Origin of the sequence: Burkholderia sp. BCC0397, assembly GCF_902832865.1 — a bacterium.
Lineage (GTDB): Bacteria > Pseudomonadota > Gammaproteobacteria > Burkholderiales > Burkholderiaceae > Burkholderia.
The window spans coordinates 672420-695058 of the sequence record NZ_CADFDL010000001.1; the positions used below are offsets into that span (position 1 = coordinate 672420).

Annotated in this window: 21 protein-coding genes; 10 read left to right on the forward strand and 11 right to left on the reverse strand. The window is 68.9% G+C overall.

The genetic code is table 11. The features are described from left to right. Both HWX03_RS03110 and HWX03_RS03115 read right to left on the reverse strand, forming a co-directional pair. Positions 1–831, reverse strand: a complete 831-nt coding sequence (locus HWX03_RS03110) for an alpha/beta hydrolase (protein WP_175870199.1) — start codon at positions 829–831, stop codon at positions 1–3. Between the two features lie 27 nt (positions 832–858). Then, positions 859–1611: an Asp/Glu racemase gene (locus HWX03_RS03115; protein ID WP_175870200.1), complete on the reverse strand. Its 753-nt coding sequence runs from the start codon at positions 1609–1611 to the stop codon at positions 859–861. A gap of 298 nt (positions 1612–1909) precedes the next feature. Here HWX03_RS03115 and HWX03_RS03120 point away from each other — a divergent pair, with 298 nt between their 5' ends. The 4 genes from HWX03_RS03120 (at position 1910) to HWX03_RS03135 (ending at position 6698) form a co-directional block, all read left to right on the forward strand. Continuing rightward, positions 1910–3067 (forward strand): FAD-dependent monooxygenase, encoded by a 1158-nt coding sequence (locus tag HWX03_RS03120; RefSeq protein WP_175870201.1) that lies wholly within the window; start codon positions 1910–1912, stop codon positions 3065–3067. Positions 3068–3242: 175 nt separating this feature from the next. Next, positions 3243–3746, forward strand: a complete 504-nt coding sequence (locus HWX03_RS03125; RefSeq protein WP_175819309.1) for a (2Fe-2S)-binding protein — start codon at positions 3243–3245, stop codon at positions 3744–3746. Further along, positions 3736–6141: a c-type cytochrome gene (locus HWX03_RS03130; protein ID WP_175870202.1), complete on the forward strand. Its 2406-nt coding sequence runs from the start codon at positions 3736–3738 to the stop codon at positions 6139–6141. The genes HWX03_RS03125 and HWX03_RS03130 overlap by 11 nt, the downstream gene beginning before the upstream one ends. Positions 6142–6365: 224 nt before the next feature. Continuing rightward, the gene (locus tag HWX03_RS03135) at positions 6366–6698 is read left to right on the forward strand and encodes a hypothetical protein (protein WP_174433885.1); all 333 of its coding nucleotides are present in this window, start codon (positions 6366–6368) and stop codon (positions 6696–6698) included. Positions 6699–6825: 127 nt separating this feature from the next. Here the strand turns inward: HWX03_RS03135 and mmsB are convergent, their stop codons facing one another. From mmsB to HWX03_RS03150, 3 genes are all read right to left on the reverse strand, one after another. Beyond that, positions 6826–7716, reverse strand: coding sequence for a 3-hydroxyisobutyrate dehydrogenase (gene mmsB, locus HWX03_RS03140; protein WP_174433886.1), 891 nt, complete (start codon positions 7714–7716; stop codon positions 6826–6828). A gap of 23 nt (positions 7717–7739) precedes the next feature. After that, complete coding sequence (locus HWX03_RS03145; protein ID WP_175870203.1) at positions 7740–9266, reverse strand: CoA-acylating methylmalonate-semialdehyde dehydrogenase; 1527 nt, start codon at positions 9264–9266, stop codon at positions 7740–7742. 115 nt (positions 9267–9381) lie between these two features. Then, entirely contained in the window at positions 9382–10701 is a 1320-nt protein-coding gene (locus HWX03_RS03150) for an MFS transporter (RefSeq protein ID WP_175870204.1), read from the reverse strand. Positions 10702–10860: 159 nt separating this feature from the next. Between HWX03_RS03150 and HWX03_RS03155 the strand changes: the two genes are divergently transcribed. The 3 genes from HWX03_RS03155 to HWX03_RS03165 all read left to right on the forward strand — a co-directional run bounded on the left by HWX03_RS03155 (position 10861) and on the right by HWX03_RS03165 (position 13282). Then, positions 10861–11820, forward strand: a complete 960-nt coding sequence (locus HWX03_RS03155) for a LysR family transcriptional regulator (RefSeq protein ID WP_174433889.1) — start codon at positions 10861–10863, stop codon at positions 11818–11820. 93 nt (positions 11821–11913) lie between these two features. Beyond that, entirely contained in the window at positions 11914–12705 is a 792-nt protein-coding gene (locus HWX03_RS03160; RefSeq protein ID WP_175870205.1) for a uracil permease, read from the forward strand. A gap of 58 nt (positions 12706–12763) precedes the next feature. Next, complete coding sequence (locus HWX03_RS03165) at positions 12764–13282, forward strand: SRPBCC family protein (RefSeq protein WP_175870206.1); 519 nt, start codon at positions 12764–12766, stop codon at positions 13280–13282. Here HWX03_RS03165 and HWX03_RS03170 read toward each other — a convergent pair. The 3 genes from HWX03_RS03170 to HWX03_RS03180 form a co-directional block, all read right to left on the reverse strand. Next, positions 13258–14181, reverse strand: coding sequence for a hypothetical protein (locus HWX03_RS03170; protein WP_175870207.1), 924 nt, complete (start codon positions 14179–14181; stop codon positions 13258–13260). The two genes, HWX03_RS03165 and HWX03_RS03170, sit on opposite strands and share 25 nt — an antisense overlap. Before the next feature lie 130 nt (positions 14182–14311). Further along, positions 14312–15034, reverse strand: a complete 723-nt coding sequence (locus HWX03_RS03175; protein WP_175870208.1) for a haloacid dehalogenase type II — start codon at positions 15032–15034, stop codon at positions 14312–14314. A gap of 217 nt (positions 15035–15251) precedes the next feature. Further along, positions 15252–15890 (reverse strand): hydrolase, encoded by a 639-nt coding sequence (locus tag HWX03_RS03180; RefSeq protein WP_175870209.1) that lies wholly within the window; start codon positions 15888–15890, stop codon positions 15252–15254. A 120-nt stretch (positions 15891–16010) separates the two neighbouring features. On the opposite strand from HWX03_RS03180, the gene HWX03_RS03185 reads away from it, so the two are divergent. After that, positions 16011–16904 (forward strand): LysR substrate-binding domain-containing protein, encoded by an 894-nt coding sequence (locus HWX03_RS03185; protein ID WP_175870210.1) that lies wholly within the window; start codon positions 16011–16013, stop codon positions 16902–16904. A 269-nt stretch (positions 16905–17173) separates the two neighbouring features. Continuing rightward, on the forward strand, positions 17174–19423 hold the full coding sequence (locus tag HWX03_RS03190; protein ID WP_175870211.1) for an EAL domain-containing protein: 2250 nt from the start codon (positions 17174–17176) through the stop codon (positions 19421–19423). A gap of 27 nt (positions 19424–19450) precedes the next feature. On the opposite strand, the gene HWX03_RS03195 is transcribed toward HWX03_RS03190, so the two are convergent. Both HWX03_RS03195 and HWX03_RS03200 read right to left on the reverse strand, forming a co-directional pair. After that, positions 19451–20512, reverse strand: coding sequence for a diguanylate cyclase (locus HWX03_RS03195; protein WP_175819320.1), 1062 nt, complete (start codon positions 20510–20512; stop codon positions 19451–19453). A gap of 76 nt (positions 20513–20588) precedes the next feature. After that, positions 20589–21590, reverse strand: coding sequence for a chemotaxis response regulator protein-glutamate methylesterase (locus HWX03_RS03200; protein WP_175819321.1), 1002 nt, complete (start codon positions 21588–21590; stop codon positions 20589–20591). 315 nt (positions 21591–21905) lie between these two features. On the opposite strand from HWX03_RS03200, the gene HWX03_RS03205 reads away from it, so the two are divergent. After that, on the forward strand, positions 21906–22334 hold the full coding sequence (locus HWX03_RS03205; RefSeq protein ID WP_175870212.1) for a hypothetical protein: 429 nt from the start codon (positions 21906–21908) through the stop codon (positions 22332–22334). Between the two features lie 48 nt (positions 22335–22382). Here HWX03_RS03205 and HWX03_RS03210 read toward each other — a convergent pair whose 3' ends face one another. Then, complete coding sequence (locus HWX03_RS03210) at positions 22383–22607, reverse strand: hypothetical protein (RefSeq protein WP_060263547.1); 225 nt, start codon at positions 22605–22607, stop codon at positions 22383–22385. Positions 22608–22639: the final 32 nt, after the last annotated feature.

Sequence of the window (22639 nt, forward strand, 5' to 3'; positions counted from 1 at the left end):
TCAGGCCGCGAGCGGTGCGCCGAGGAAGTCGCCGAACGCCGCGTAGAAGCCCGCCGCGTTGTCCCACGGGATCATGTGGCCGGCGTCGGGCACGCGCACGTGCCGCATCGTCGGCGTCGCGCGCTGCAGTTCGGCGACGTCTTCATCGCGCACCACGTCGCCGCGCTCGGCGGTGATCAGCAGCGACGGCACGGCCAGTTGCGCGGCATCCGCGTGGAAATCGTCGGTGTGGAAGCCTTCGTACGACGTGCGCACCGCGCGCTCGTCGCAGGTATGCAGCCATTCGGCGCGCAACTGCAGTTCGGCGTCGGTCCAGGTCGGGCAGAACGCGCGCATGCCTTCGGCGTCGGTGCCGGCGCGCGCGAGCGCCATCGAGTCGATGTACCACGGCAGCTTGCCCGGATAGTCGCGGCGGTTCGGGCCCGAGACGGGCGGATCGACGAGCACGACCGATGCGAGCCCGCGGATGCCGCGCCGGGCCGCGCGCGCGGCGATCCGTGCGCCCATCGAATGGCCGACGAGGCTCGTGCGCGGCAAATCGAGCGCGGCGACGAGTGCGGCGACGTCATCCGCCTGCGCATCGAGGCTGTAGTCGAGCGACGGCGACGCGTCCGACAGCCCGCGGCCGCGCACGTCGAGCACGTAGGTGTCGAACGCCGCGCCGAAGGTTTCGCCGACGAAGCCCCACGTGATCGCGGGGCTCGTGATGCCGGGAATCAGCACGATCGCCGGGCGCGATGCGCGCGCGCCGGTCGCGCCGCCGTAGCGCAGATAGTGCTGGCGGATGCCGTTGGCGCGGACGTTCGCGCCGTACAGGAAAGTCGAGGACATTGGGATACTCCGAAGTGGCGGCGGCGCTCAGTACGCGCCGGACAGCAGCGCGCCGGCGCCGGGCACGACCGGTTCGAGATCGAGTTCGCGCAGTATCGCGTAGGTGGTCGCGATCGCGGCGGTGATCACCGGTTTGCCCGTCATCGCCTCGACCTTCGCGACGGCCGGCAGCGACGGCATCTGCACGCACGCGGACAGTACGATCGCATCGGCGTCCTGGTACGGCAGCGTCTTCACGATGTCGGGCAGGCGCGCAGGATCGTGGCGGCCCACGTCGAGATTGTCGGGGATTTCCAGCGCGCGGAACGCGAGCACGTCGAAGCCTTCGTTGCGGATGTAGTCGACCACCAGCTCGGTGAGCGGCAGCATGTACGGCGCGACGACGACGATGCGCTTCGCGCCGATCACCTTCAGCGCGTCGACGAGTGCGCCCGCGCTCGTCAGCACCGGCGCCTGCGCGCCGTTGTCGGCCGTGTGCTTCGTGAGACGCGCCTGCGACACGCGGTGGTAGCCGTGACCCATCGCCATGATCGCGACGAGGCACGCGTAGCCGAGCACGTCGACGCGCGCATCGCTCAGTTCCACCGCGCAGCGGTCGGATTCGGCATCCATTGCCGCGAGTTCCTCCTTGACGACCTTCTTCATCCGCATCCGGCTCGAGTGATACGTGAAGCGCTCGGGCCGGATCGTTTCGCGCAGCCGCAGCATCGCGGGGATCTCGGTTTCCATCGTCGTGTTGGAACTCGGCACGATCTGGCCGATGCGGTAGGTCTTGCTCATGACGGGAGGCTCCGTGTCGGTAAGGGTGGGGCGGCACGCTGGCGCGGGATCGCCGGATGTTGGGCAAAGTCTAGTGTGTACATTTGAAAATGGCAATGAATCAAAATGCCGTTCGGCATGGGTGTATTGTTGGTGTGCTTGGGGTTTAGACGATTTATTGGTGTTTTCCCGAATGCGTCGGCGGCGATCAACAATCTGCTTGTCCTGAATAAATTGAGTGTGTACGCTACATAAACGCCATTCAATCCGCCCGTCCTCGCGCCGCGTTCGGCAATGGGCCCACGATCAGGAGATCCGCATGAGCAAACCCCGTATCGCAATCATCGGCGCCGGCCTCGGCGGCACGGCCGCTGCGGCGCTGCTGCAGCGCGGCGGTTACGACGTCGCGCTGTACGAGCAGGCGCCCGCGTTCTCGCGTCTCGGCGCGGGCATCCATCTCGGCCCGAACGTGATGAAGATCATGCGGCGCATCGGCTGCGAGGACGCGCTGGAAACGATGGGTTCGCATCCGGATTGCTGGTACAGCCGCGACTGGCGGACGGCCGACGTGCTGTCGCGGATTCCGCTCGGCGATTACGCGCGCAAGGCCTACGGCGCGAGCTACCTGACCGTGCATCGCGGCGATTTCCATGCGCTGATGACGCAGGCGGTGACGCCCGGCACGATCCGCTTCGGCAAGCGGCTCGCGGCGGTGGTGGACACCGGCAGCGAGGTGCGCCTCACGTTTGCCGACGGCAGCGTCGAGACGGCCGACATCGCGATCGGCGCGGACGGCGTGAATTCGCGGCTCCGCGAGCACCTGCTCGGTGCGGAGCCGCCGCGCTACACCGGTTATGTCGCGCACCGCGCGGTGTTCCCCGCATCGCTGCTCGCCAACAAGCCGTACGACATGTGCGTGAAGTGGTGGTCGGAGGATCGCCACATGATGGTCTATTACGTGACCGAGAAGCGTGACGAGTACTACTACGTGACGGGCGTGCCGCAGGCCGAGTGGCCCGAAGGCGTGTCGATGGTCGACAGCAGCCGCGACGAGATGCGCGAGGCGTTCGCCGGTTTCCACGCGGACATCCAGCATCTGATCGACGTATCGCCGTCGATCACCAAATGGCCGCTGCTCGAACGCGATCCGCTGCCGCTGTGGAGCCGCGGCCGGCTCGTGCTGCTCGGCGACGCGTGCCATCCGATGAAGCCGCACATGGCGCAGGGCGCGGCGATGGCGATCGAGGATGCGGCGATGCTCGCGCGCTGTCTCGACGAAGTCGGCATCGGCGACCATGCAGGCGCGTTCGCGCTGTACGAGGCGAACCGCGCGGCGCGCGCGTCGAAGGTGCAGCTCGTGTCGCACAACAACACGTGGCTGCGCACCAACGAGGATCCGTCGTGGGTGTTCGGCTACGACGTGTTCGACGTGCCGCTCGAAGCGCCGTCGCGCAGCAACGCGGCGGCCGCGGCCTGACGCGCGGTACCTGCACCGGCCGACGCTGTGCAGCCGCTGCGCCGGCGCGGGAATCGATGCGCGGCAACGCGCGCATTTCGGCGTGTTATATGTCATGCGCGCCGGCAGGCGCCAGCCGGCGGCCGTGCGCGCCGTCGGCCGACTCCGGCCCGCACGCCGTATTCCGGATCCATTCATGTCCCATCCCGCTTCTCCGTCGCGGCCGCTGGCGTTTCGCGTGAACGGCGCGCCGCATACCTTCGCCGACGCCGCATCCGACGCGCCGCTGCTGCTGGTCCTGCGCAACGACTGCGCGCTCAACGGCCCGAAATACGGCTGCGGGCTCGGGCAGTGCGGGGCGTGCACGGTGCTCGTCGACGGGCAGGCCACGCGTTCGTGCGTCGTGCCGGCCGCCGCCGCGCACGGACGCGACGTCACGACGCTGGAAGGGCTCGGGTCGTGCGACGCGCCGCATCCGATCCAGCGCGCGTTCATCGACGAGCAGGCCGCGCAATGCGGTTACTGCCTGAACGGAATGATCATGAGCACGAAGGCGCTGCTCGATCGCAATCCCGCGCCCGACGATGCGGCGATCCGCGATGCGTTGCGCTTCAACCTGTGCCGCTGCGGCACGCATCTGGAGATCATCCGCGCGGTGCATCGCGCCGCGCGCTATCTGCGAGGCGGCGATGAAGCATGACGCGGGTCTGCCCGTGGCGCCGGCGCGCGTGACGGAACCGGCGCCGCACGACGACGCGGCCGCCGACGCATCGCGCCCGCACCGCGCGCGCTACGCCTGGCCGCTCGGCGATGCGCACACGCATGCATCGTTCGATATCGAAACGCGGACCGCGCCCGACGGCCGGATGACGACCTGGCGCTATCGCGCGCAGGCGGCCGGCGAGGGGGCGAGCGATGCTCGCGGCGCAGAGGAACGCGCCGATCCCGGCCCCGCATCGCCATTCGTCTATCGGCACGCGCAGACGTCGATCGAGCTGGCCGATGCCGACGGCGCGATTCCCGGTCATGCGCACGTCTTTGCCCGCGAATCCTTCGTCGACGAACTCGCGGGCGCGTTGCGGCGCGACCCGGTCGCGTTGCGGTTGCAGCATCTCGATGCCGCGCGGGATGCGGGGCCGCGCGAAACGATCCGGATGGTCAGCGAACGCGCCGCATGGGGCGTGCCGGCGGCGGCCCGGGCGAACGCGGCGTCGCGTGTCAGCGGTCGCGGCTTCGCATTCGACGGCGAGCGTGCCGATGCGCGCACAGCCGCATCCGGTGACGATGCCGACCGTGACGGCGATTCGCGCTGGTCCGCGTGGGTCGTCGATCTCGACGTCGATTGCGCGACGGGCGACGTCTCGGTGCGGCGCGTGGTGGCCGGGCAGGGCGCCGGCGAGCCGGGCGACGCGTCGCTGGCCGGCTTGCCCGCGTGGCAGATCGAGGCCGCGATTTCCCGCGTGATGGGCGCACGGTTGTCCGCGCGGCCCGCGCACGACGAGACCGATGCCGGCGCGCGGCCCGACGCGATCGCGCACGAGCTGGTTGCAGTCGACGCAGCCGCGCATCGCGCGCACGGCGACCTGTCCGCACACGATGCGCGGCGAATCGAACAGGCGGCCGCGCCGGCCGCGGCCGCGATCGCCAACGCGCTGTACGACGCGACGGGCGTGCGTTTTCGCGCACCGCCGTTCGATGCCGCGCACATTCGCGCCGCGCTCGCGCAACCGGTGCCGGCCGATACCGGCGACGCGCCGCGGGCGGCCCCGCGCCGCGCATCGCGCTGGCGCCGCTGGCTGGCCGGCGGCGGCGCGGGCGGCGTGGTCGGCGGGATCATCGGGCTGGCGTGCGTGATCCTGCCGGGCCCTGCGCCGATCGCGCCTGTTGCGCCCGGCGGCGCGGACGGCGCGATGTGGAGCGCGGCGACGCTCGAACGCGGCCGCCAGGTCGCGCTCGCCGGCGATTGCGCGGTGTGCCACACGGCGCCCGGCGGCGCGACCAACGCGGGCGGGCTCGCGCTCGATACGCCGTTCGGCACGATCTACACGACGAACCTCACGCCCGATCCGGAAACCGGCATCGGCACGTGGTCGTATCCGGCGTTCGCCCGCGCGATGCGCGAAGGCATCTCGCGTGACGGCTCGCACCTGTATCCGGCGTTCCCGTACACCGCATTCGCGAAGCTGAGCGAGGCCGATCTGCTCGCGCTCTATGCGTACCTGATGTCGCAGCCGCCGGTGAAGCACGTGCCGCCGAAGACGAAGCTGCCGTTCCCGCTCGACCAGCGGCGGCTCGTGGCCGGCTGGAACGGGCTGTATCACGACGCGCGGCCGTTTGCGCCGGACCCGGCGCGCTCGGCGACGTGGAATCGCGGCAAGTATCTGGTCGACGGCGCCGGGCACTGCGGCGCATGCCACACGCCGCGCAACGCGCTCGGTGCGGAGAAGGGCGGCCGCGCCTACCTGTCGGGCGGCGAAGCGGAAGGCTGGGTCGCGCCGCCGCTCGTCGCGTCGCCGGCGTCGCCCGTGCCGTGGACCGAAGGCGCGCTGTTCGACTATCTGCGCACCGGGTTCTCGGCACAGCACGGCGTCGCGGCCGGGCCGATGGCGCCCGTCGTCGCGGGGCTCGCGGGGCTGCCCGAGTCCGACGTGCAGGCGATCGCGCATTATCTGGCGTCGCTGTCGCCGCCCGTCGATGCGGCCGTCGCCGCGGATGCGGCCACTCGCCACGCGCGCGGCGCGGAAACCATCGCGACGCTCGGCCTCGAGAACGGCCGCCGCGCATTCGACGCGGCGTGCGCGGTCTGTCATGCGGAATCGGGCGGCGTCGGGCATTTCGGCGTGCGTCCGCTGATGGGGCTCAACACGAGCGTCAGCCAGGCGACGCCGGACAACCTGCTGCGCGTGCTGCATCACGGGATCGACCAGCCGGCCACCCACGGGCTCGGCTACATGCCGGGCTTCGGCGACGCGTTCGACGATCGCCAGATGGCCGAGCTTGCTGCCTACATCCGCGCGCGCTACGCGCCGGGGCAGCCGGCGTGGCGAAACCTCGCGGAAGCGTCCGCGAGCATCCGGCAGGCGGGTGCGCATTGACCGTCACGCCGGCGTGAGCGCCCCGGCCGGCGGGCGCGCCGGGCGAAATGACCTGCCGGACGAAAACGATGGCCGACGATGGCTGTAAATCTTGCCTGATTCGGCCATCGTTTAACCATTCGAAACAATGTGTTCACCGAAAGGGGCATGATCTCCGGCGATCGAGCAGGCATACTGTCGCCTATGTTGCTCAATGCACGTCTACCGACGTGCGCCTGCCCTCCATGTCCATTCCAGTCTCTTTCCGAACCTTGCGATGGTTGACCATTGCGGCTGCTGCATGCTTGCTCGCCGCGTGTTCGACTGCTTCCGACGTGACCGCGACGTCGAACCCGAACGTATACACCGTGACGACGCGCACGGTCGGCGTGTCGACGACGTGGGCCGACGCCCACGAGAAGGCCGTCAGCGAAGCCACCAACTACTGCACGCAGCGCGGGATGCGCGCGAGCGTGAAGCAGGAATCGCTGACCGGCGGCCGCCGCATCGACGCACGCTCCGAACTCGCGTTCGAGTGCCATCCGACCTTCGAGACGGCGTCGAACCCGCGCGGTTGACCGAGCGGCGGCGCGATTGTTGCGCCGGACACGCCGCCCGCGTTTTCCTTCCCCCGCATGCAAACCGACCCGCGATGCCGTTCACGCACATCGCGGGTCGGCGCACGTCCGGCGTCGGCCGGGCGGGTCAGGCCGGCTGCGCCTCGTACAGCTTCACGCACGCGGAGAAGTCGAGCGTGCCGAGCCCCTGCTGGCTCATCGACTGATACAGCTGCTGCGCGAGCGCGCCCATCCAGACCGGCTGATGCGCGCTGCGCGCGGCTTCGGTCGCGAGCCCGAGATCCTTCAGCATCAGGTTCGCCGCGAAGCCGCCCGCATAGCCGCGCGCGGCCGGCGCCGTGTCGCTCACGCCCGGATACGGGTTGTACGCGTCCGAACTCCAGCAGCGGCCGGTCGACGTGTTGATGATGCCGGCCAGCACGGCCGGCTCGATGCCGAGCGCGGCGCCGAGCGCCATCGCTTCCGCTACGCCCATCATCGAGATGCCGAGCAGCAGGTTGTTGCAGATCTTCGCGATCTGGCCGGTGCCGGTGCCGCCGCAGTGCACGACGTTCTTGCCCATGTCGAGCAGCACCGGGCGGATGCGCTCGAACAGCGCACCGTCCGCGCCGACCATGAAGGTCAGCGTGCCGGCTTGTGCGCCGCCGGTGCCGCCCGACACCGGCGCGTCGGCGAGCGGAAAGTCGCGCTGCGCGGCGGCTTCGGCCACCGCGCGCACGGTGCCGGGATCGATCGTGCTGCAGTCGATCAGCGTCGCGCCGGCGCGCGCGCCGGCCAGCACGCCGTCGTCGCCGAGGTAGACGGCGCGCACGTGCTGCGCGGCCGGCAGCATCGTGATCACGACTGCGCCGCGTGCGGCCGCGTCGCGCGGCGAGCCGGCCGCCGTCGCGCCGGCTCGTACCGCGGCGTCGACCGCGTGCGCGTCGAGGTCGAACACCGTCAGCGCGTGGCCGGCCTTGAGCAGGTTGGCGGCCATCGGGCCGCCCATGTTGCCGAGTCCGATGAAGGCGATTTCCATGTCGAGGCTCCCCATGCGTCGCATCAGCGCAGCGCGATCGTCGTGTTCACGCCGCCGGCCGTCGCGTCGTCGTCGAACCAGCGCGCGGTGACCGTCTTGGTCTGCGTGTAGAACTGCACGACCTGCTTGCCGTACGGGCCGAGATCGCCGAGCTTCGAGCCGCGCGAACCGGTGAAGCTGAAGTAGGGCACCGGCACCGGAATCGGGATGTTGATGCCGACCTGGCCAACGTCGATCTCGCTCTGGAACTTGCGCGCGGCCGCGCCGCTCTGCGTGAACAGGCCCACGCCGTTGCCCATCGGGTTGCGGTTGACGAGCGCGATCGCGTCGTCGAGCGTGTCGGCTTCCATCACGACCACCACTGGCCCGAAGATTTCTTCCGTGTAGATCGACATGTCGGTCGTCACGCCCGAGAAGATCGTCGGGCCGACGAAGTTGCCCTGCTCGTAGCCGGGCACCTTCACGTCGCGGCCGTCGAGCAGCAGCGTCGCGCCTTCCTTCACGCCGGCGTCGATCAGCGACAGGATGCGTTCCTTCGCCGCCTTCGACACGACCGGGCCGACGTCGGTGCCGGCTTCGGCGCCCGCATTGACCTTCAGCACCTTCGCCTTTTCGACGAGATCGGGCAGCCAGTCGCGCGCCTTGCCGACCAGCACGACGACCGACGTCGCCATGCAGCGCTGGCCGGCCGCGCCGAAGCCCGCGCCGACGAGCGCATTGATCGACTGCTCGCGGTGCGCGTCGGGCAGCACGACCGCATGGTTCTTCGCGCCCATCATCGACTGCACGCGCTTGCCGTGCTGGCTGCCGAGGTTGTACACGTGCGTGCCGACGCGGGTCGAGCCGACGAACGAGATCGCCTTGATGTCCGGATGCGTGCACAGGCGGTCGACCACCGTCTTGCCGCCGTGCACGACGTTCAGCACGCCTTGCGGTACGCCGGCCTCGATCGCGAGTTCGACGAGCTGCATCGTCGACAGCGGGTCCTGCTCGGACGGTTTCAGCACGAACGTGTTGCCGCACACGATCGCCATCGGGAACATCCACAGCGGAATCATCCCGGGGAAGTTGAACGGCGTGATGCCCGCGCAGACGCCGATCGGCTGGCGCAGCGTGTAGGTATCGACGCCGCCCGCGACGTTCTCCGCGAATTCGCCTTGCTGCAGCGTGCCGATCGAGCACGCGTGCTCGACCACTTCGAGGCCGCGGAAGATGTCGCCCTGCGCATCGGGCAGCGTCTTGCCTTGCTCGGCCGTCAGCGTGTGCGCGATCCGTTCGAGATTGCGGCGCACGAGATCCTGGAACTTCAGCATGATGCGCAGCCGCGCGCCGATCGGCGTCGTCTTCCAGGTCTGGAACGCGCGCTGCGCGGACGCGATCGCGGCATCGACCTCGTCGAGCGTCGCATACGGCACGCGGCCGATGACTTCCTGCGTCGCGGGGTTGACGATGTCGCCCCATTCGGCGCTTTGCGAATCGACGAACGCGCCGTCGATCAGCAGCTTGGCGGTGGGCAGGGCGAGGGTGGTCTGGGGAACTGCGGCGTTCATGAAATTCTCTCCGGGAAACGGTGTGGCGATGACAAAGGGGGGCTGCGTCCGCCGCGCGTGCAGGCGCGGCGGGCGGCAGGGCGAACTGAATTCGATCGAATGCCGGCCGGCGTGCTCAGGCCCGCGCCGGACGCATCAATGCGGTACACACGAGCGCGAACACGCCGAAGCCGACGAGGTACGCGATCACGTAGTGCGGCTGGCCGCCGCCGGCCTTGAGCAGCGACGTCGCGATCATCGGCGCGAAGCCGCCGCCGATCACGCCGGCCAGCTGCACCGACAGCGAGATGCCGCTGTAGCGGATTTCCGCGGGAAACTGCTGCGCGAACAGCAGCGATTCCGGCGCATAGAGGATCGGAAATACGACGCCGAGGCCGAGCACGATCGCCCACCATGCGTACGACGTCTGCTGCGTGCCGAGCATCATGAAGAACGGCGCGGCGAACGCGCACATCAGCACGAGGCCGATCGCGAACATCCGGCGCTGGCCGATGCGGTCGCTGAGGTGCCCGCACAGCGGCATCGTGACGAGCGACAGCGCCGCGCCGGCCGTGATCGCGTGCAGCATCTCGGCCTTCGGCAGATGCAGCTGCTGCGTCGCGTAAGCGAGCGCGAACGTGACGACCATGTAGAACCAGGTGTTCTCGGCGGCCCGCGCGCCGACGATCGTCAGCACTTCGCGCGGATGGCGGCGCAGCGCGGCCGTCACCGGCGATTTCTCGGCCTTGCCCTGGCGCTGCATCTTCTCGAAGTCGGGCGATTCCGGCACCTTCGCGCGGATGAACCAGCCGAGGCCGACGAGCGCGATGCTCGCGAGGAACGGCACGCGCCAGCCCCACGACAGCATGTCGGCTTCCGGCAGCGCGGCCACCGCGGCCATCGCCACCGACGACAGGATCAGCCCGAGCCCGACGCCCGTCTGCGGCAGGCTGCCGAACAGCCCCTTGCGGCCCTTCGGCGCGTGCTCGACGGCCATCAGCACCGCGCCGCCCCATTCGCCGCCGACGGCCATCCCCTGCAGGAAGCGCATCGCGATCAAGAGCGCGGCGGCCCAGTAGCCGATGCTGTCGTACGACGGGATCAGCCCGATGATCATGCTCGGCACGCCCATCAGCAGCAGCGTGATCATCAGCATCGACTTGCGGCCGATGCGGTCGCCGAAGTGGCCGAACACGATGCCGCCCATCGGCCGCCCGATGAAGCCGACCGCGAACGTGCCGAACGCGGCGAGCGTGCCGACCACCGGGTCCAGCGACGGGAAGAAGATGCGGTTGAACACGAGCGCGGCGGCGGTGCCGTACAGGAAGAAGTCGTACCACTCGATCGTCGTGCCGGCCATGCTGGCCCAGCCGGCCAGCAGGTAGTGCTTCGCGGTGCGGGCCGGTGCCGGCGTCGCGATGGTCGCATGCTCATCGAGGGTGGATCGGGTCTGCATGGTGTCTCCGGTTTTATTGCCCGCGGCTCATGGTCCGCAGGTCACGGTCGAGTATAGTTATGCGCAGATTCATGATGTACCGATAAAGAAACCGGTTGGATGTGCATTTATGCATATCGACGGCCGGCCCGGAGACGCCCGCCCTTTTTTCCCTCGCCGATGCGACATGCCACCGAGCCGGTTTCCGGCAACCTGAACTGGGACGACCTGCGCTTTTTCCTCGAAGTCGCGCGCACGCAGCGCGCGAGCGGCGCCGCGAAGCGGCTCGGCGTCGACTACACGACCGTCGCGCGGCGCATCCGCGCGCTCGAGGCCGCGATGGGCACGCTGCTGTTCGACAAGTCGCGCTCCGGCGGCTTCACGCTGACGGCCGAGGGGCAGCGGCTCGTCGCGTATGCGGATGCGATGGAGACGACCGTGCAATCCGCTTGCGACCAGGTCGCGAACACCGGCGAGGCGCTGTCGGGCCACGTGCGGATCGGGTCGACCGAAGGGTTCGGCTGCTTTTTCCTCGCGCCGCAGCTCGCGCGGTTCCGCGCCGCGCATCCGCACGTGACGGTCGACCTGCTGCCGGTGCCGCATTTCGTCAACCTGCCGAAGCGCGAGGCCGATCTCGCGATCACGCTCGAGCGGCCCGAGCGCGGGCCTTACGTGGTGACGAAGCTGTGCGACTACCAGTTGCGGCTCTATGCGACGCGCGACTATCTCGCCAACCATGCGCCGATTACCTGCACGGACGATCTCGCGCAGCACGCGTTCATCAGCTACGTCGACGATCTCGCGTTCAGCAACGAGCTGCTGTACCTGGACCGCGCGGTGCCCGGCGCGACGGCCGGCTTGCGCACCACCAGCGTGATCGCGCAGGTTTTCGCGGCGCTGCAGGGCGGCGGCCTCGCGATCCTGCCGTGCTTCATGGCGGCCACGCAGCCGGCGCTGGTGCCCGTGCTGCCGAACGACGTGGTCGTTACGCGGTGTTTCTGGCTGACGTGCCGCGAGGATCTGCGCAAGCTGCGGCGCGTGACCGCGCTGTGGGATTACCTGCGCGCGGCGGCAGACGCGAACCGCGCGTTGCTGTCGGGGGAATCGGGCACGCTGCGATTCGTCGGCGAGCCGGCATAGCGGTCGACGGCCGGGGCGTGACGGCGACGCGATGATCGATCTGGATGACGAAACAGCCGGCGGCGATTCGACCGGCTAGCGGGGGAACGGCAGATGGCTTTGACGCAGGCGGGCAAGGTTTTCGTGGTGTGCGTGGTCGTATTCGGCGTGGTCGCTTACTGGCTCGCGTCGCGGATGGTGCGCCGACAGACGGGCGGCAAGCGCGGCTCCGGCGGCGCGGTCGCGTTCTGGTGGCTCGTGTGTTTTTGCCTGGTGTCGCTGTTGTTCCCGTTCGCGTACTGGATCGGCGACGAGCTCTACGCACTGGCGGTGTCGCCGAAATACGAAGCGACCGTCGTGTCCTATCAGTCCGAGTGGGACACCTGCGAGCGCCGCGACAGCTCGGGGCGAACCTCTTCGTACCGCTGCATCAAGTACACGTCGATCCTGGCAGCCGTGATGCCGGATGGCGAACGCATCGTGCTGCCGGGCAACATCCGCTCGGGCGCCGCGCCTGAAATCGGCGAGAAGATCGATGTCGTGTTGCCGCAAGGGGCGCATCAGCTGCATGAACGCAGCGTGCGCAGTATCGGGCTGCTGGCCGGCGGCACGGTGATGGTCGCGATCATCGGGTATTTCGTCTACCTGATCGCGGCGTACGGGGCCGGGAAGAAGATCGACGGCGCCGCCCGCTTCGGCATGGCGGCGGTGCTGAACGGGCTCGTGCCGCTCGGCGCGCTGCTGATGGAAATCGCATTCCTGAGCGTGCCGTACCGTTACTGGGCGCACGGGAATCCGCAGCAATGGCCGGTGTGGGTGCTCGCGCTGTGCATGCTGTTTGCGCTGGCGCTGCTGCCGTTGCTGCTCGTCTATGCGCGGAGCGCATGGCGCGCGGTCGTGAAGTAACGGCGGCGCGGCGCGCCTGTGCCATCATGTGCGCACCGACAGCCGTGAGGAGACGGTCGTGGAAATTCATTCCCGGTGGACGTTCGATTGCCGGCCCGAGCACGTGTGGCCGCATTTCCTGCATGCGCGGATGGACGACACGCGGCCGCTGCTGTTCCGCCTCGGCGTGCCGAAGCCGGTCAGTTGCCGCGTGCTCGAAGGGACGCCTGCCGTCGGCAACACGCGGCAGTGCACGACCGATCGCGGCACGATCGACCAGCGGATTCTGGTGCTCGACGAAAACCGCCGGCTGCGCTACCGGATGGTCGCGTCGACGGTGTGGTGCCGCGACTGGGTCGGCCTGCTCGAGGATGAATTCACGCTGACGCCTATTGACGGCGACAGAACGCGCGTCGAGCGGCGCACCGTGTTCAGCGCGCGCGGCCTTTTCAGGCCGATCAGGCAGGTCGGATTGTGGCTCGCATTGCAGCAGGCGCACCGGTATGCGGCCCGCAACTGGCGGCGCCTGGCGATGGCCGCGCAGCGGCAGGCGTTGGCGATGGAGGCGGCGCGTCAGGCCTTGGGCGTGGGCGCATAGTAGATTTGTCCGATATCCGTGTCGCGCGCCTGGCCGTTGCGCTCGGCCTCGGTGCGCGTATCCAGGAAATCGACCGCGCACAGATCCGCGCGGCCCAGCACCTTCAGGATGCTCGACGTGCGCCACGCCGGCAGCCAGTCGGCCCACGACAGCCGCACGCCCAGGAGCAGGGCGAGCAGGATGCCCATCGCGAGCGGCGCGCCCAGCAGCATGGCCAGATCGACACTCAGGTCGGAAAAGCCGCCGTCGCCGGTCCATAGCACCAGGGCCATGATCGGGACGAGAAAGCAGTTCATGCCGATGAACATCCATTTCCACGCCAGCCAGAGGTCGCGCGTCAGGCCGGCCAGCCCCTTCTCACTGCACGTGTGATCCATGACCATGCGGCGCCGGTCGGGGGACGACAGCGCGAACAGGCGGCCGCGGCGATCGATGACGGCAACCACGTCGTCGCCAACGTCGAAGCACTGGCCGCCAAGGAACCCGCGGTACGTTTCGCCGCCTGTTTCGATTTCGACCGGAAGCTTCGCGAACAGGATCTTGCCGTTCTTCCCCACGGTCACGTATGCGTTTGCCGACACGAAGGTCTGGGTCGTGCGCATGTTCGCGTACGACCACGTCGCCGGATGCTCGACCTTGTCGGCCGCGGCGTTCAACTGGGCCAGGACGAGGTCTTCGTCGGTTTGCTGAAACACCAGCGCATTGGCTGCGGCGCCGTTGCCGGTGAGTGCGGCCATGATCGGCACGGCCGTGTGCGTGAACCAGTAACCCAGCGATTTCTTCCGGGCTTCGGGGTCGACGGGCGGCACCTGACGGCTTCCGGGACTGCCTTGGTCGGGGCGCTCGAGAAAGCGCACCGCGGTCAGTTTGCCTTCGACAAGACGCAGGGAGGATGACATGGGGGCAGGTGGCTGCAACGGAACAGGGTTTGCGGAGTCTAGCAGGCGTCTGCGTTGATGCCCGACGCGCCGTTCCGCCGGCGCTGCATCGCGGCCGGCCGAACCGCGATCGCGTACCGGAACCCGACGCTCAACCCGGGCACTCGAGCCGATCCGCGAGCTCGTTCAGGTCCCTGACGTCGAAATCCCACGCATCGTCGGCTTGCAGGTCGGTCGTCTGGCCGGGCCCGTGCTCGGTCGGCCGCAGCACGAACGCGGTCGACAGCCCGAGCCGGCGCGCGGCCGCAAGATCGCCGTTGTGCGCGGCGACCAGGCACAGCTCGGCCGGCGCGAGGCCGAGAATCTCGACCGCTTCGGTATAGACCGCCGGCGACGGCTTGTACGCGCGGGCCACCTCGGCGCCGAGAATCGCGTCCCACGGCAGCCCGCCGTGTTTCGCGACGTCGACCATCAGCCGGATATTGCCGTTCGACAGCGGCGCGATGATGTAGCGCCGCTTCAGCCGCTGCAACCCGGCGACGGCATCGGGCCACGGATCGAGCCGGTGCCACGCGAGATTGAGCGCGTCGATGTCGGCATCGGGCACGTCGACGATCCCGAAACGGTCGAGCGTGCGGACGAGGTTCTCGCGATGCAGCACGTCGAGCCGCACGTAACGGCGGCGTCCGCTGCGGATTTCTTCCATCGACGGCGAATATTCGTCGCGCCACGCATCGGCGAACGCGAACGGGTCGAGCGTCGGCGCGTGGCGCGCCAGGAATGCGGCGGCGCCGCGTGCGACACCGCTTCTCCAGTCGACGATCGTTCCGAAGACATCGAAAACGAGCGCCTTGATTTCGGCAGGGTTCGTCATGGTGATCTAGTGAAGGTCGTTCGATGAGGGTTCACATCGCCGTGCCGCTGGATGGCGCGACGCCGGTTCGATCGACATTGAATCACGGATACGAAAACGCGGCCCGGGAGGCCGCGATGCGTGGCTCGCGCGCCGGTCGCACCGGAGCCAGCGAGCGGGGCGAGGGCGCGCGATACCGGCCGGACGACAGCGCCGGCCGCCGCGCGCGCCGGGCCGGTCAGCTCTTGTCGTACGAGAACTGGATGCCGGCCGTGCCGCCGGTTTCGATGAACAGGTTCACGAACGCGGGCACGGTAGCGCTGCGCGCCCAGTCGCGCTGCAATTCGCAGAACAGTTGCGCGACGCTGATCATCCGGCCGCCGGCCTGCTCGATGCGGCGCAGCGCGGCTTCGTGCGCGGCGACCGACGTGCCGCCGACCGCATCGACGACCACGTACACCTCGTAGCCGGCCTTCAGCGCGTCGAGCGCCGGGAACGTCAGGCACGCTTCGGTCCACAGCGCGGTCATGATCAGTTTCTTGCGGCCGGTCGCCTCGACGGCCTGGCGGAACTCGACGTCTTCCCACGAGTTGATGCTCGTGCGGTCGTAGGTCGGATAGCCTTCGAGCGCCGCGCGCAGCGGCGGGATCGGCGGCTTGTTCAGCCCCGTCTTCACGTTGACGGTCGAGTGGACGATCGGGAGGTCGTACGCAACCGCCGCCTTCGATGCGCCGACGATGTTGTTGACCAGCAGTTGGCGATCCATCGACGCGATGGAATTCACCTGGACCGGCTGGTAATCGATGACGATGAACGCGGCGTTCTGCGGGGTGAGCAGGTGGTCGTTCGCGGGGTCGCGAATCGGTTCGCTTGCCATGGTTGCCTCCAGAGAGAGTGCAGGAATGTGAAGGGACATGTCGAAACAGGATGCTATGCGTGCAACAACCAGCGTTCCAGTCCCTTAAAATGCCGTCAGTGTTCTATGGGTGGAACAATCATGGATGACCTGAACGACCTCTACTATTTCGTGAAGGTGGTCGAACATGGCGGGTTCACGCAGGCCGGGCGCGCGCTGGACGTGCCGAAATCGACGCTGAGCCGGCGCATCGCGGCGCTGGAAGCGCGGTACGACGTGCGGCTGTTGCAGCGCACGACGCGCCATTTCACGGTCACGGAAACCGGGCGCGAATTCTACGAGCGCTGTCTCGCCGTGCTGGTCGAGGCCGACGCCGCGCGCGAGGTGATCGAGCGCCGGCACGCCGAGCCGCGCGGCATCGTGCGCGTGAGCTGCCCGACCGCGTTGCTCGAATACCGCGTGAGCGAACTCGTTGCACGTTTCATGGCGATTCATCCGCTGGTGCACGTGCACCTCGAGGCGACGAATCGCCGCGTCGACCTGTTGAGCGAAGGATTCGACCTGGCGCTGCGCGTGCGCTTCCCGCCGCTGGAGGACAGCGATCTCGTGATGCGCGTGCTCGCCGACAGCCCGCAGCGGCTGGTGGCCGCGCCGCAGTGGCTGGCCGGGCGCACCGCGCCGTCGGATCCGGCCGAGCTGATCGGCGCGCCGAGCCTCGACTGGGGGCCGGCGCGGCATCACGTGTGGCAGCTGGTCGGGCCGAACGGCGAGCATGCGCAGTTGCGTCACCACCCGCGCTTCGTGACCGACGACATGCACGCGCTGCGCGATGCGGCGATTCATGGCGTCGGCATCGTGCAACTGCCGTGCATGGTCGTCGAGGACGACCTGCGCAACGGCACGCTGGTCGACGTGCTGCCCGGCTGGGCGCCGAAGGGCGGCGTGGTGCACGCGGTGTTTCCGTCGCGGCGCGGGTTGCTGCCGCGCGTGCGCCTGCTGATCGATTTCCTGGTCGAGCACATCCGGAAGGACTGACGGGCGGCGCGCCCGCACCGTCGTGCAGCGCAGCAACCCGTCGTCGCACCGGCCGCCACCCGCGAGCCGCGCGGCAACCGAGCGTATCCCCTGATGGAAGCAGGTATCCGATCGTCACGGATTGGTGTTAAATACATTTCGACGCACCCTGGCACGGCGCGCAAACGGGGCGCACCGGGCATCGGCGTAAACCCGGGGCGGGACAGGCACGAAATATCGATAACGAATCGGGCGCATCAGACCCGGTCGGACAGACGGCAGGATTCAGCTTGAATACCGAACCGCAAAGTTCTCGCTACAGCCTCGGGCTCGCCGCGGAAGTGCTCGCATCCGAGCAGAGCGTACTGAGGCTGATCACACGCAACACGCCGCTGCCGGAACTGTTGGTCGAAGTTTGCCGGCGTGCCGAGGCTTTGCTCGGCGACGGCGCGTCGTGCACGATCCTGCTGCTCGATCCGGACGGCGTGCACGTGCGCGTCGGCGCGGCGCCGTCGCTGCCCGCGCAGTACAGCGCGGCGATCGACGGCGCGACGATCGGCCCCGCGGCCGGCTCGTGCGGCACCGCGATGTACGAGCGCCGGATGATCGCCGTCGAGGACATCGAAACCGATCCGCTGTGGGCCGACTACCGCGCCATCGCGTTGCCGCTGGGCTTGCGCGCGTGCTGGTCGGTGCCGTTCCTCGACGAGGCGGGCATCGTGCTCGGCGCGTTCGCCGTCTATCACCACCGGCCGTGCCGCCCGAGCGGCGAGGAAACCGCACTGTTGCGCGATATCGGCAACAGCGTCGGCCTCGCGGTGCACCAGGACCGGATCGCGCGGCAACTCGCGCGCAGCGAGGAACATCATCGGCTCGTCGTGAACAGCCTGAGCGAGGGCATCCTCGTCATATCGCGCGAGGGCGTCGTGATCGCGAGCAATCCGAGCGCGAACCGGATGATGCGCGTGAAGGGCGAGCTCGTCGGCCGCCGGCTGTCGACGGTGATCCTGCGCAAGCTGCGCGAGGACGGCACGCCGATCGCGCTGCGCGACTGGCCGAGCCTGCGCGCGTTCGAGACGGCCACGCCGATGCTCGACTACACGGTCGGCTTCGGTCTCGCGGACGGCGACATCATCTGGGTGCGCGGCAACGCGGTGCCGATCGTGCGGCCGGGCGAGACGCAGGCCGACTCGGTGCTCGTGTCGTTCAACGACATCGGCCCCGTGCGCGAAGCGCAGCAGCAGTTGCGCTATCTTGCGACCCGCGACGCGCTGACGGGCCTCTACAACCGCCGCTGGCTCGGCGACCGCATGCGCGAGCTGTTCGGCATGCACGACGCGGCGGCCGGGCCCGCGCGCGTCGCGATCCTGTTCATCGATCTGGTCGGCTTCAAGAAGGTCAACGACACGGCCGGCCACGACGCGGGCGATGCGCTGCTGCGCAGCGTCGCGGCGCGGCTCGCGGCCTGTGCGGACGGCCGCTACGCGCTCACGCGCGTCGGCGGCGACGAGTTCGTGATCCTCGTCGACGACTGCGACGATCCCGACCGTCTCGCGGTGCTCGCGCGCGAGGTCATCGAGGCGATCGCGAAGCCGTTCGCGATCGCGAACAACGAATACTGGCTCGGCGTATCGATCGGCATCAGCGTCGCGCCGCGCGACGGCGACGATGCCGTGACGCTGATGCGCAACGCCGATTCGGCGATGTACGACGCGAAGCAGCGCGGCCGCAACCACTTCACGTTCTTCACCGCGCAGCTCAACCTGCGGCTGCAGCGCCGCTTCGCGATCGAGCAGTCGCTGCGGCGCGCGCTCACGTCGGACATGCTGCGGCTCGCGTATCAGCCCGTCGTCGATGCGCGCAGCGGCCGCACGGTCGGCGCCGAGGCGCTGCTGCGCTGGACGAGCCCCGAGCTCGGGCCGATGTCGCCGGCGGAATTCATTCCGGTCGCGGAAGACACGGGGCTGATCGTCGCGATCGGCCAGTGGGTGCTCGAAACCGCGTGCCGGCAGGCGGCCGAGTGGCGCCGCACGATCGCGCCGGACCTGATGCTGGCCGTCAACCTGTCGCCGCGGCAGTTTCACGAAGGGCTCGTCGAATCGGTCGCCCGCTGTCTCGCGCAAACGCGGCTCGACCCGTCCGCGCTCGAACTGGAGATCACCGAAGGCGTGCTGATGAACGACACGGATACCGTGCTGCCGATGCTCGAAGCGCTCACGGACATGAACGTGCGGATCTCGGTCGACGATTTCGGCACCGGCTATTCGTCGCTCGCGTACCTGAAGCGCTTTCCGCTGCACAACCTGAAGGTCGACCGCTCGTTCGTGTCGGGCGTGCCCGATCATCACGACTCGGTCGCGATCACGCAGGCGGTCGTCGCGATGGCGCATTCGCTCGGGATGAAGGTCACGGCCGAAGGCGTCGAGACGCAGGCGCAGTCGTGGTTCCTGCAGCAGATCGGCTGCGACATGCAGCAGGGCTATCTGTTCAGCCGCCCGCTGGACGCGAACGACTACGCGCGCCGGCTCGGCGCAGCCTGAGCGCAGCGCGCTCGCTGGTGGTACCCGCTAGCGCGCGTCGAACCCGCCGGTGCCCGGCGGCGGCGACGACGGATCGATCTCGACCCGGTTCTTGCCTGCGTGCTTCGCGCGATAGAGCGCGCGGTCGGCCGCCTCGATCAGGACGGTCGTCGGCAGGCCGGGCGCGGGCACGATGCTCGCGCCGCCGATGCTGATCGTCACGGTGTGGTTGCCCGTCGACGAATGCGCGTGCCGCAGTCGTAGCGCCTCGACCGCGAGCCGGATCTTCTCGCCGAGCAGCCGCGCGGCGCCCGGCGACGTGGCCGGCATCACGACCGCGAATTCCTCGCCGCCGAAGCGCGCGGCGAGATCGCCCGACTGCCCGAGGCAGCGTTCGATCGTCGACGCGATCTGCTTGAGCACGCTGTCGCCCGACACGTGCCCGTACGTGTCGTTGTACAGCTTGAAGTTGTCGACGTCGATCATCAGCAGCGACAGCTCGCTGCGCTCGCGCGTGCCGCGCCGCCATTCGGCGGCCAGGTATTCGTCGAGATAGCGCCGGTTCGACAGCCCGGTCAGGCCGTCGGAGTGCGTGAGGCGCCGCAGTTCGAGATTGGCTTCGAGCAGTTGCTGTTGCGACTGCCGCAGCGCGCGATAGGCTTCGTCGCGCTGCAGCAGGTTCATGTACGAGCGCGAGTGGTAGCGGATACGCGCGATGAGCTCGATGCGATCGGGCAGCTTGACCAGGTAGTCGTTCGCGCCGGACGCGAACGCGGCGCTCTTGATCACCGGTTCTTCCTGCGTCGACAGCACGATGATCGGCACGTCGCGCGTCGCCGGATTCGCGCGGTACGCCCGCACGAGGCTCAGCCCGTCGATGCCCGGCATCACGAGATCCTGCAGGATCACGGTCGGGCGCGTCTCGATCGCGGTGGCCATCGCGTCGTCCGAGCGCGGGCAGTAGTGGAAGTCGATGCCTTCCTCGTCGACGAGCGCGCGCCGCACGGCTTCCGCGACGATCGTCTGGTCGTCGACCAGCAACACCATCGCCGGCGTGTCGGCGGGCGACGCGGTCGGGCTGCCTGGCGGGCGAGTCAGGTCAATCGTCATGGTCGAGGCGGGGCGTTGCGATCGTTGCGGTCGTTGCAGGGGCAGGCATGGGTGTCGCGCGCGGTCATCGTCGGGCTCAGATCCGCGCGAGCGCCGCCAGCTCGCCCGCGATGCGCCCGAGCGGCAGGATCGCGCGCGCCGCGCCGAGCGTCGCGGCCGCCTTCGGCATCCCGTACACGGCGCTGGTCGCCTCGTCCTGCGCGATCGTATGGTAGCCCTTCATCCGCAGCGCCTTCAGGCCGATCGCGCCGTCGCGCCCCATCCCCGTGAGCAGGACGCCGATCACACGGCCGGGCCAGTGCTCGGTCAGGCTGTTGAAGAACACGTCGACCGACGGACGATACGGCGTGGCGGCCGGTTCCCGCGTGTATTCGAGCGTGCCGGCGCGCGTGATGCGCAGGTGATCGTCGGTCGCGGCGAGCAGCGCGACGCCCGGCTGCGGACGGTCGCCTTCGCGCGCGACGCGCACGGCGATCCGGGTCTGGCCGTCGAGCCATTGCGCCATGCCTTCGGCGAACGCGCGATCGACGTGCTGCACGATCACGATCGGCGCATTGAAATCGGCCGGCAGGCTGCCGAGGATCGACGCGAGCGCGCCGGGGCCGCCGGCCGATGCGCCAATCGCAATCAGCGGGCCGCCGCCGCGCGCGGCCGCGCCGGCGACGCGCGTGCCGCCCGGCGCGTCGAGCAGGCGGCCGATCTGGTCGATCTTCGCGAGCAGGAGTTTCGTCGTGTCGCCGGCGGCGCCGTCGCCGAGCCGCGGCGTGTCGACCGCGTCGAGCGCACCGGCGCCCATCGCCTCGAACACGCGCCACGCGTTCGCGCCGATGCAACTCGTCACGATCAGGATCGCGCACGGTCGTTCGGAACGCATGATCCGCCGCGTCGCTTCGATCCCGTCGAATTTCGGCATGATCAGATCCATCAGCACGATGTCGGGCGGCTGCGCGGCGCACAGTTCGACGGCCTGCGCGCCGTCGGTCGCGACCCACAGCACGCGGTGCTCGGGCCGTCGCGCGATCGCGCGGCGCATCGCCTCGACGGCAAGCGGGAGGTCGTTGACGATGCCGATGTTCACAAGCGGAATTCTCCGGTCGGTTCGTAGTGTTGTTGGAGCTGGGCCGGGTTCATGGAGAGGGCAGCCTGTTCGGCGCGGCCGGGCGGCATCGGCGGCCGGACGGCGCGGCATTCTTTTCGGTTGACGACGCCCGAATGCTGTCATGCAGCGCGGGCGGCGGCAATCGAAAAATGTGCGCATGATGCCGTTTCAGTGCGTTTCCTCTATGACCGGGCCGCATTGCCTGCAAGCGGGCCAGCCGATGCTGTCCGGACAGGCCGCAAAAGTCCGCATGTTACCGTGCCGGCGTCGACAAAAAAGAAAGGGGAGAACCGGATGACCGCGCCCGATACCGTACTCGCCAGCCGCGACCCGTACGCGCCGATCGTGATCGAGCAGGACGGCCGTTTGCTGTACCGGATCGACATCGAGAGCGGGCACGCGTCGTTCTACCGCGATTTTCCGGTCGAACCCGATGCGGTGCGCGTGCTGCGCGACGATGCCGAGCGCTATTACTTCCTGTTCGCGGCGCTTCACCATCCGTACCAGTCGAGCGCGACGAACCTGCCCGACGCGGAGCGCGAGCGTTATTTCAGCACGATCCTGTTTGCCGGCCACGACGCGGTCGACGCCTTCATGACGGAACGCGATCGCGCCAGCAACGGCGCGGTGGCGAACGTGCTGAGGCTCTTCACGCAGGCCGATTACCGGCAACTGCGCGAGGGCCGGTGGTTCGGCGTGGGCGCGGGCACGCCGGCCGCGTAGCGGGCCGTACCGGGCACCGTGCCGCACGGCGGACGCGCCATCGCACCGTCAATGGCTGCGCGCGTAGCCCTGGATCAGCGCGCGCATCATCCCTTCGACCGTCGCGTCGAGCAGGTCGCCTTCCTGCTCGGCTTCCTCGACGAGCGCGGCATAAGCGGTCGCGAGCGTCACGCGGTCGACCTCCTGGCGTTGCTCCATCAGCGTCACCATCCCGTCCTTCGCCAGATGAGCGGAGAACGCGCGGCTGCCGATGGTCTGGAATACGTCAATCATGGCGGCTCTCCCGTACGTTGCCGATGCTTTTC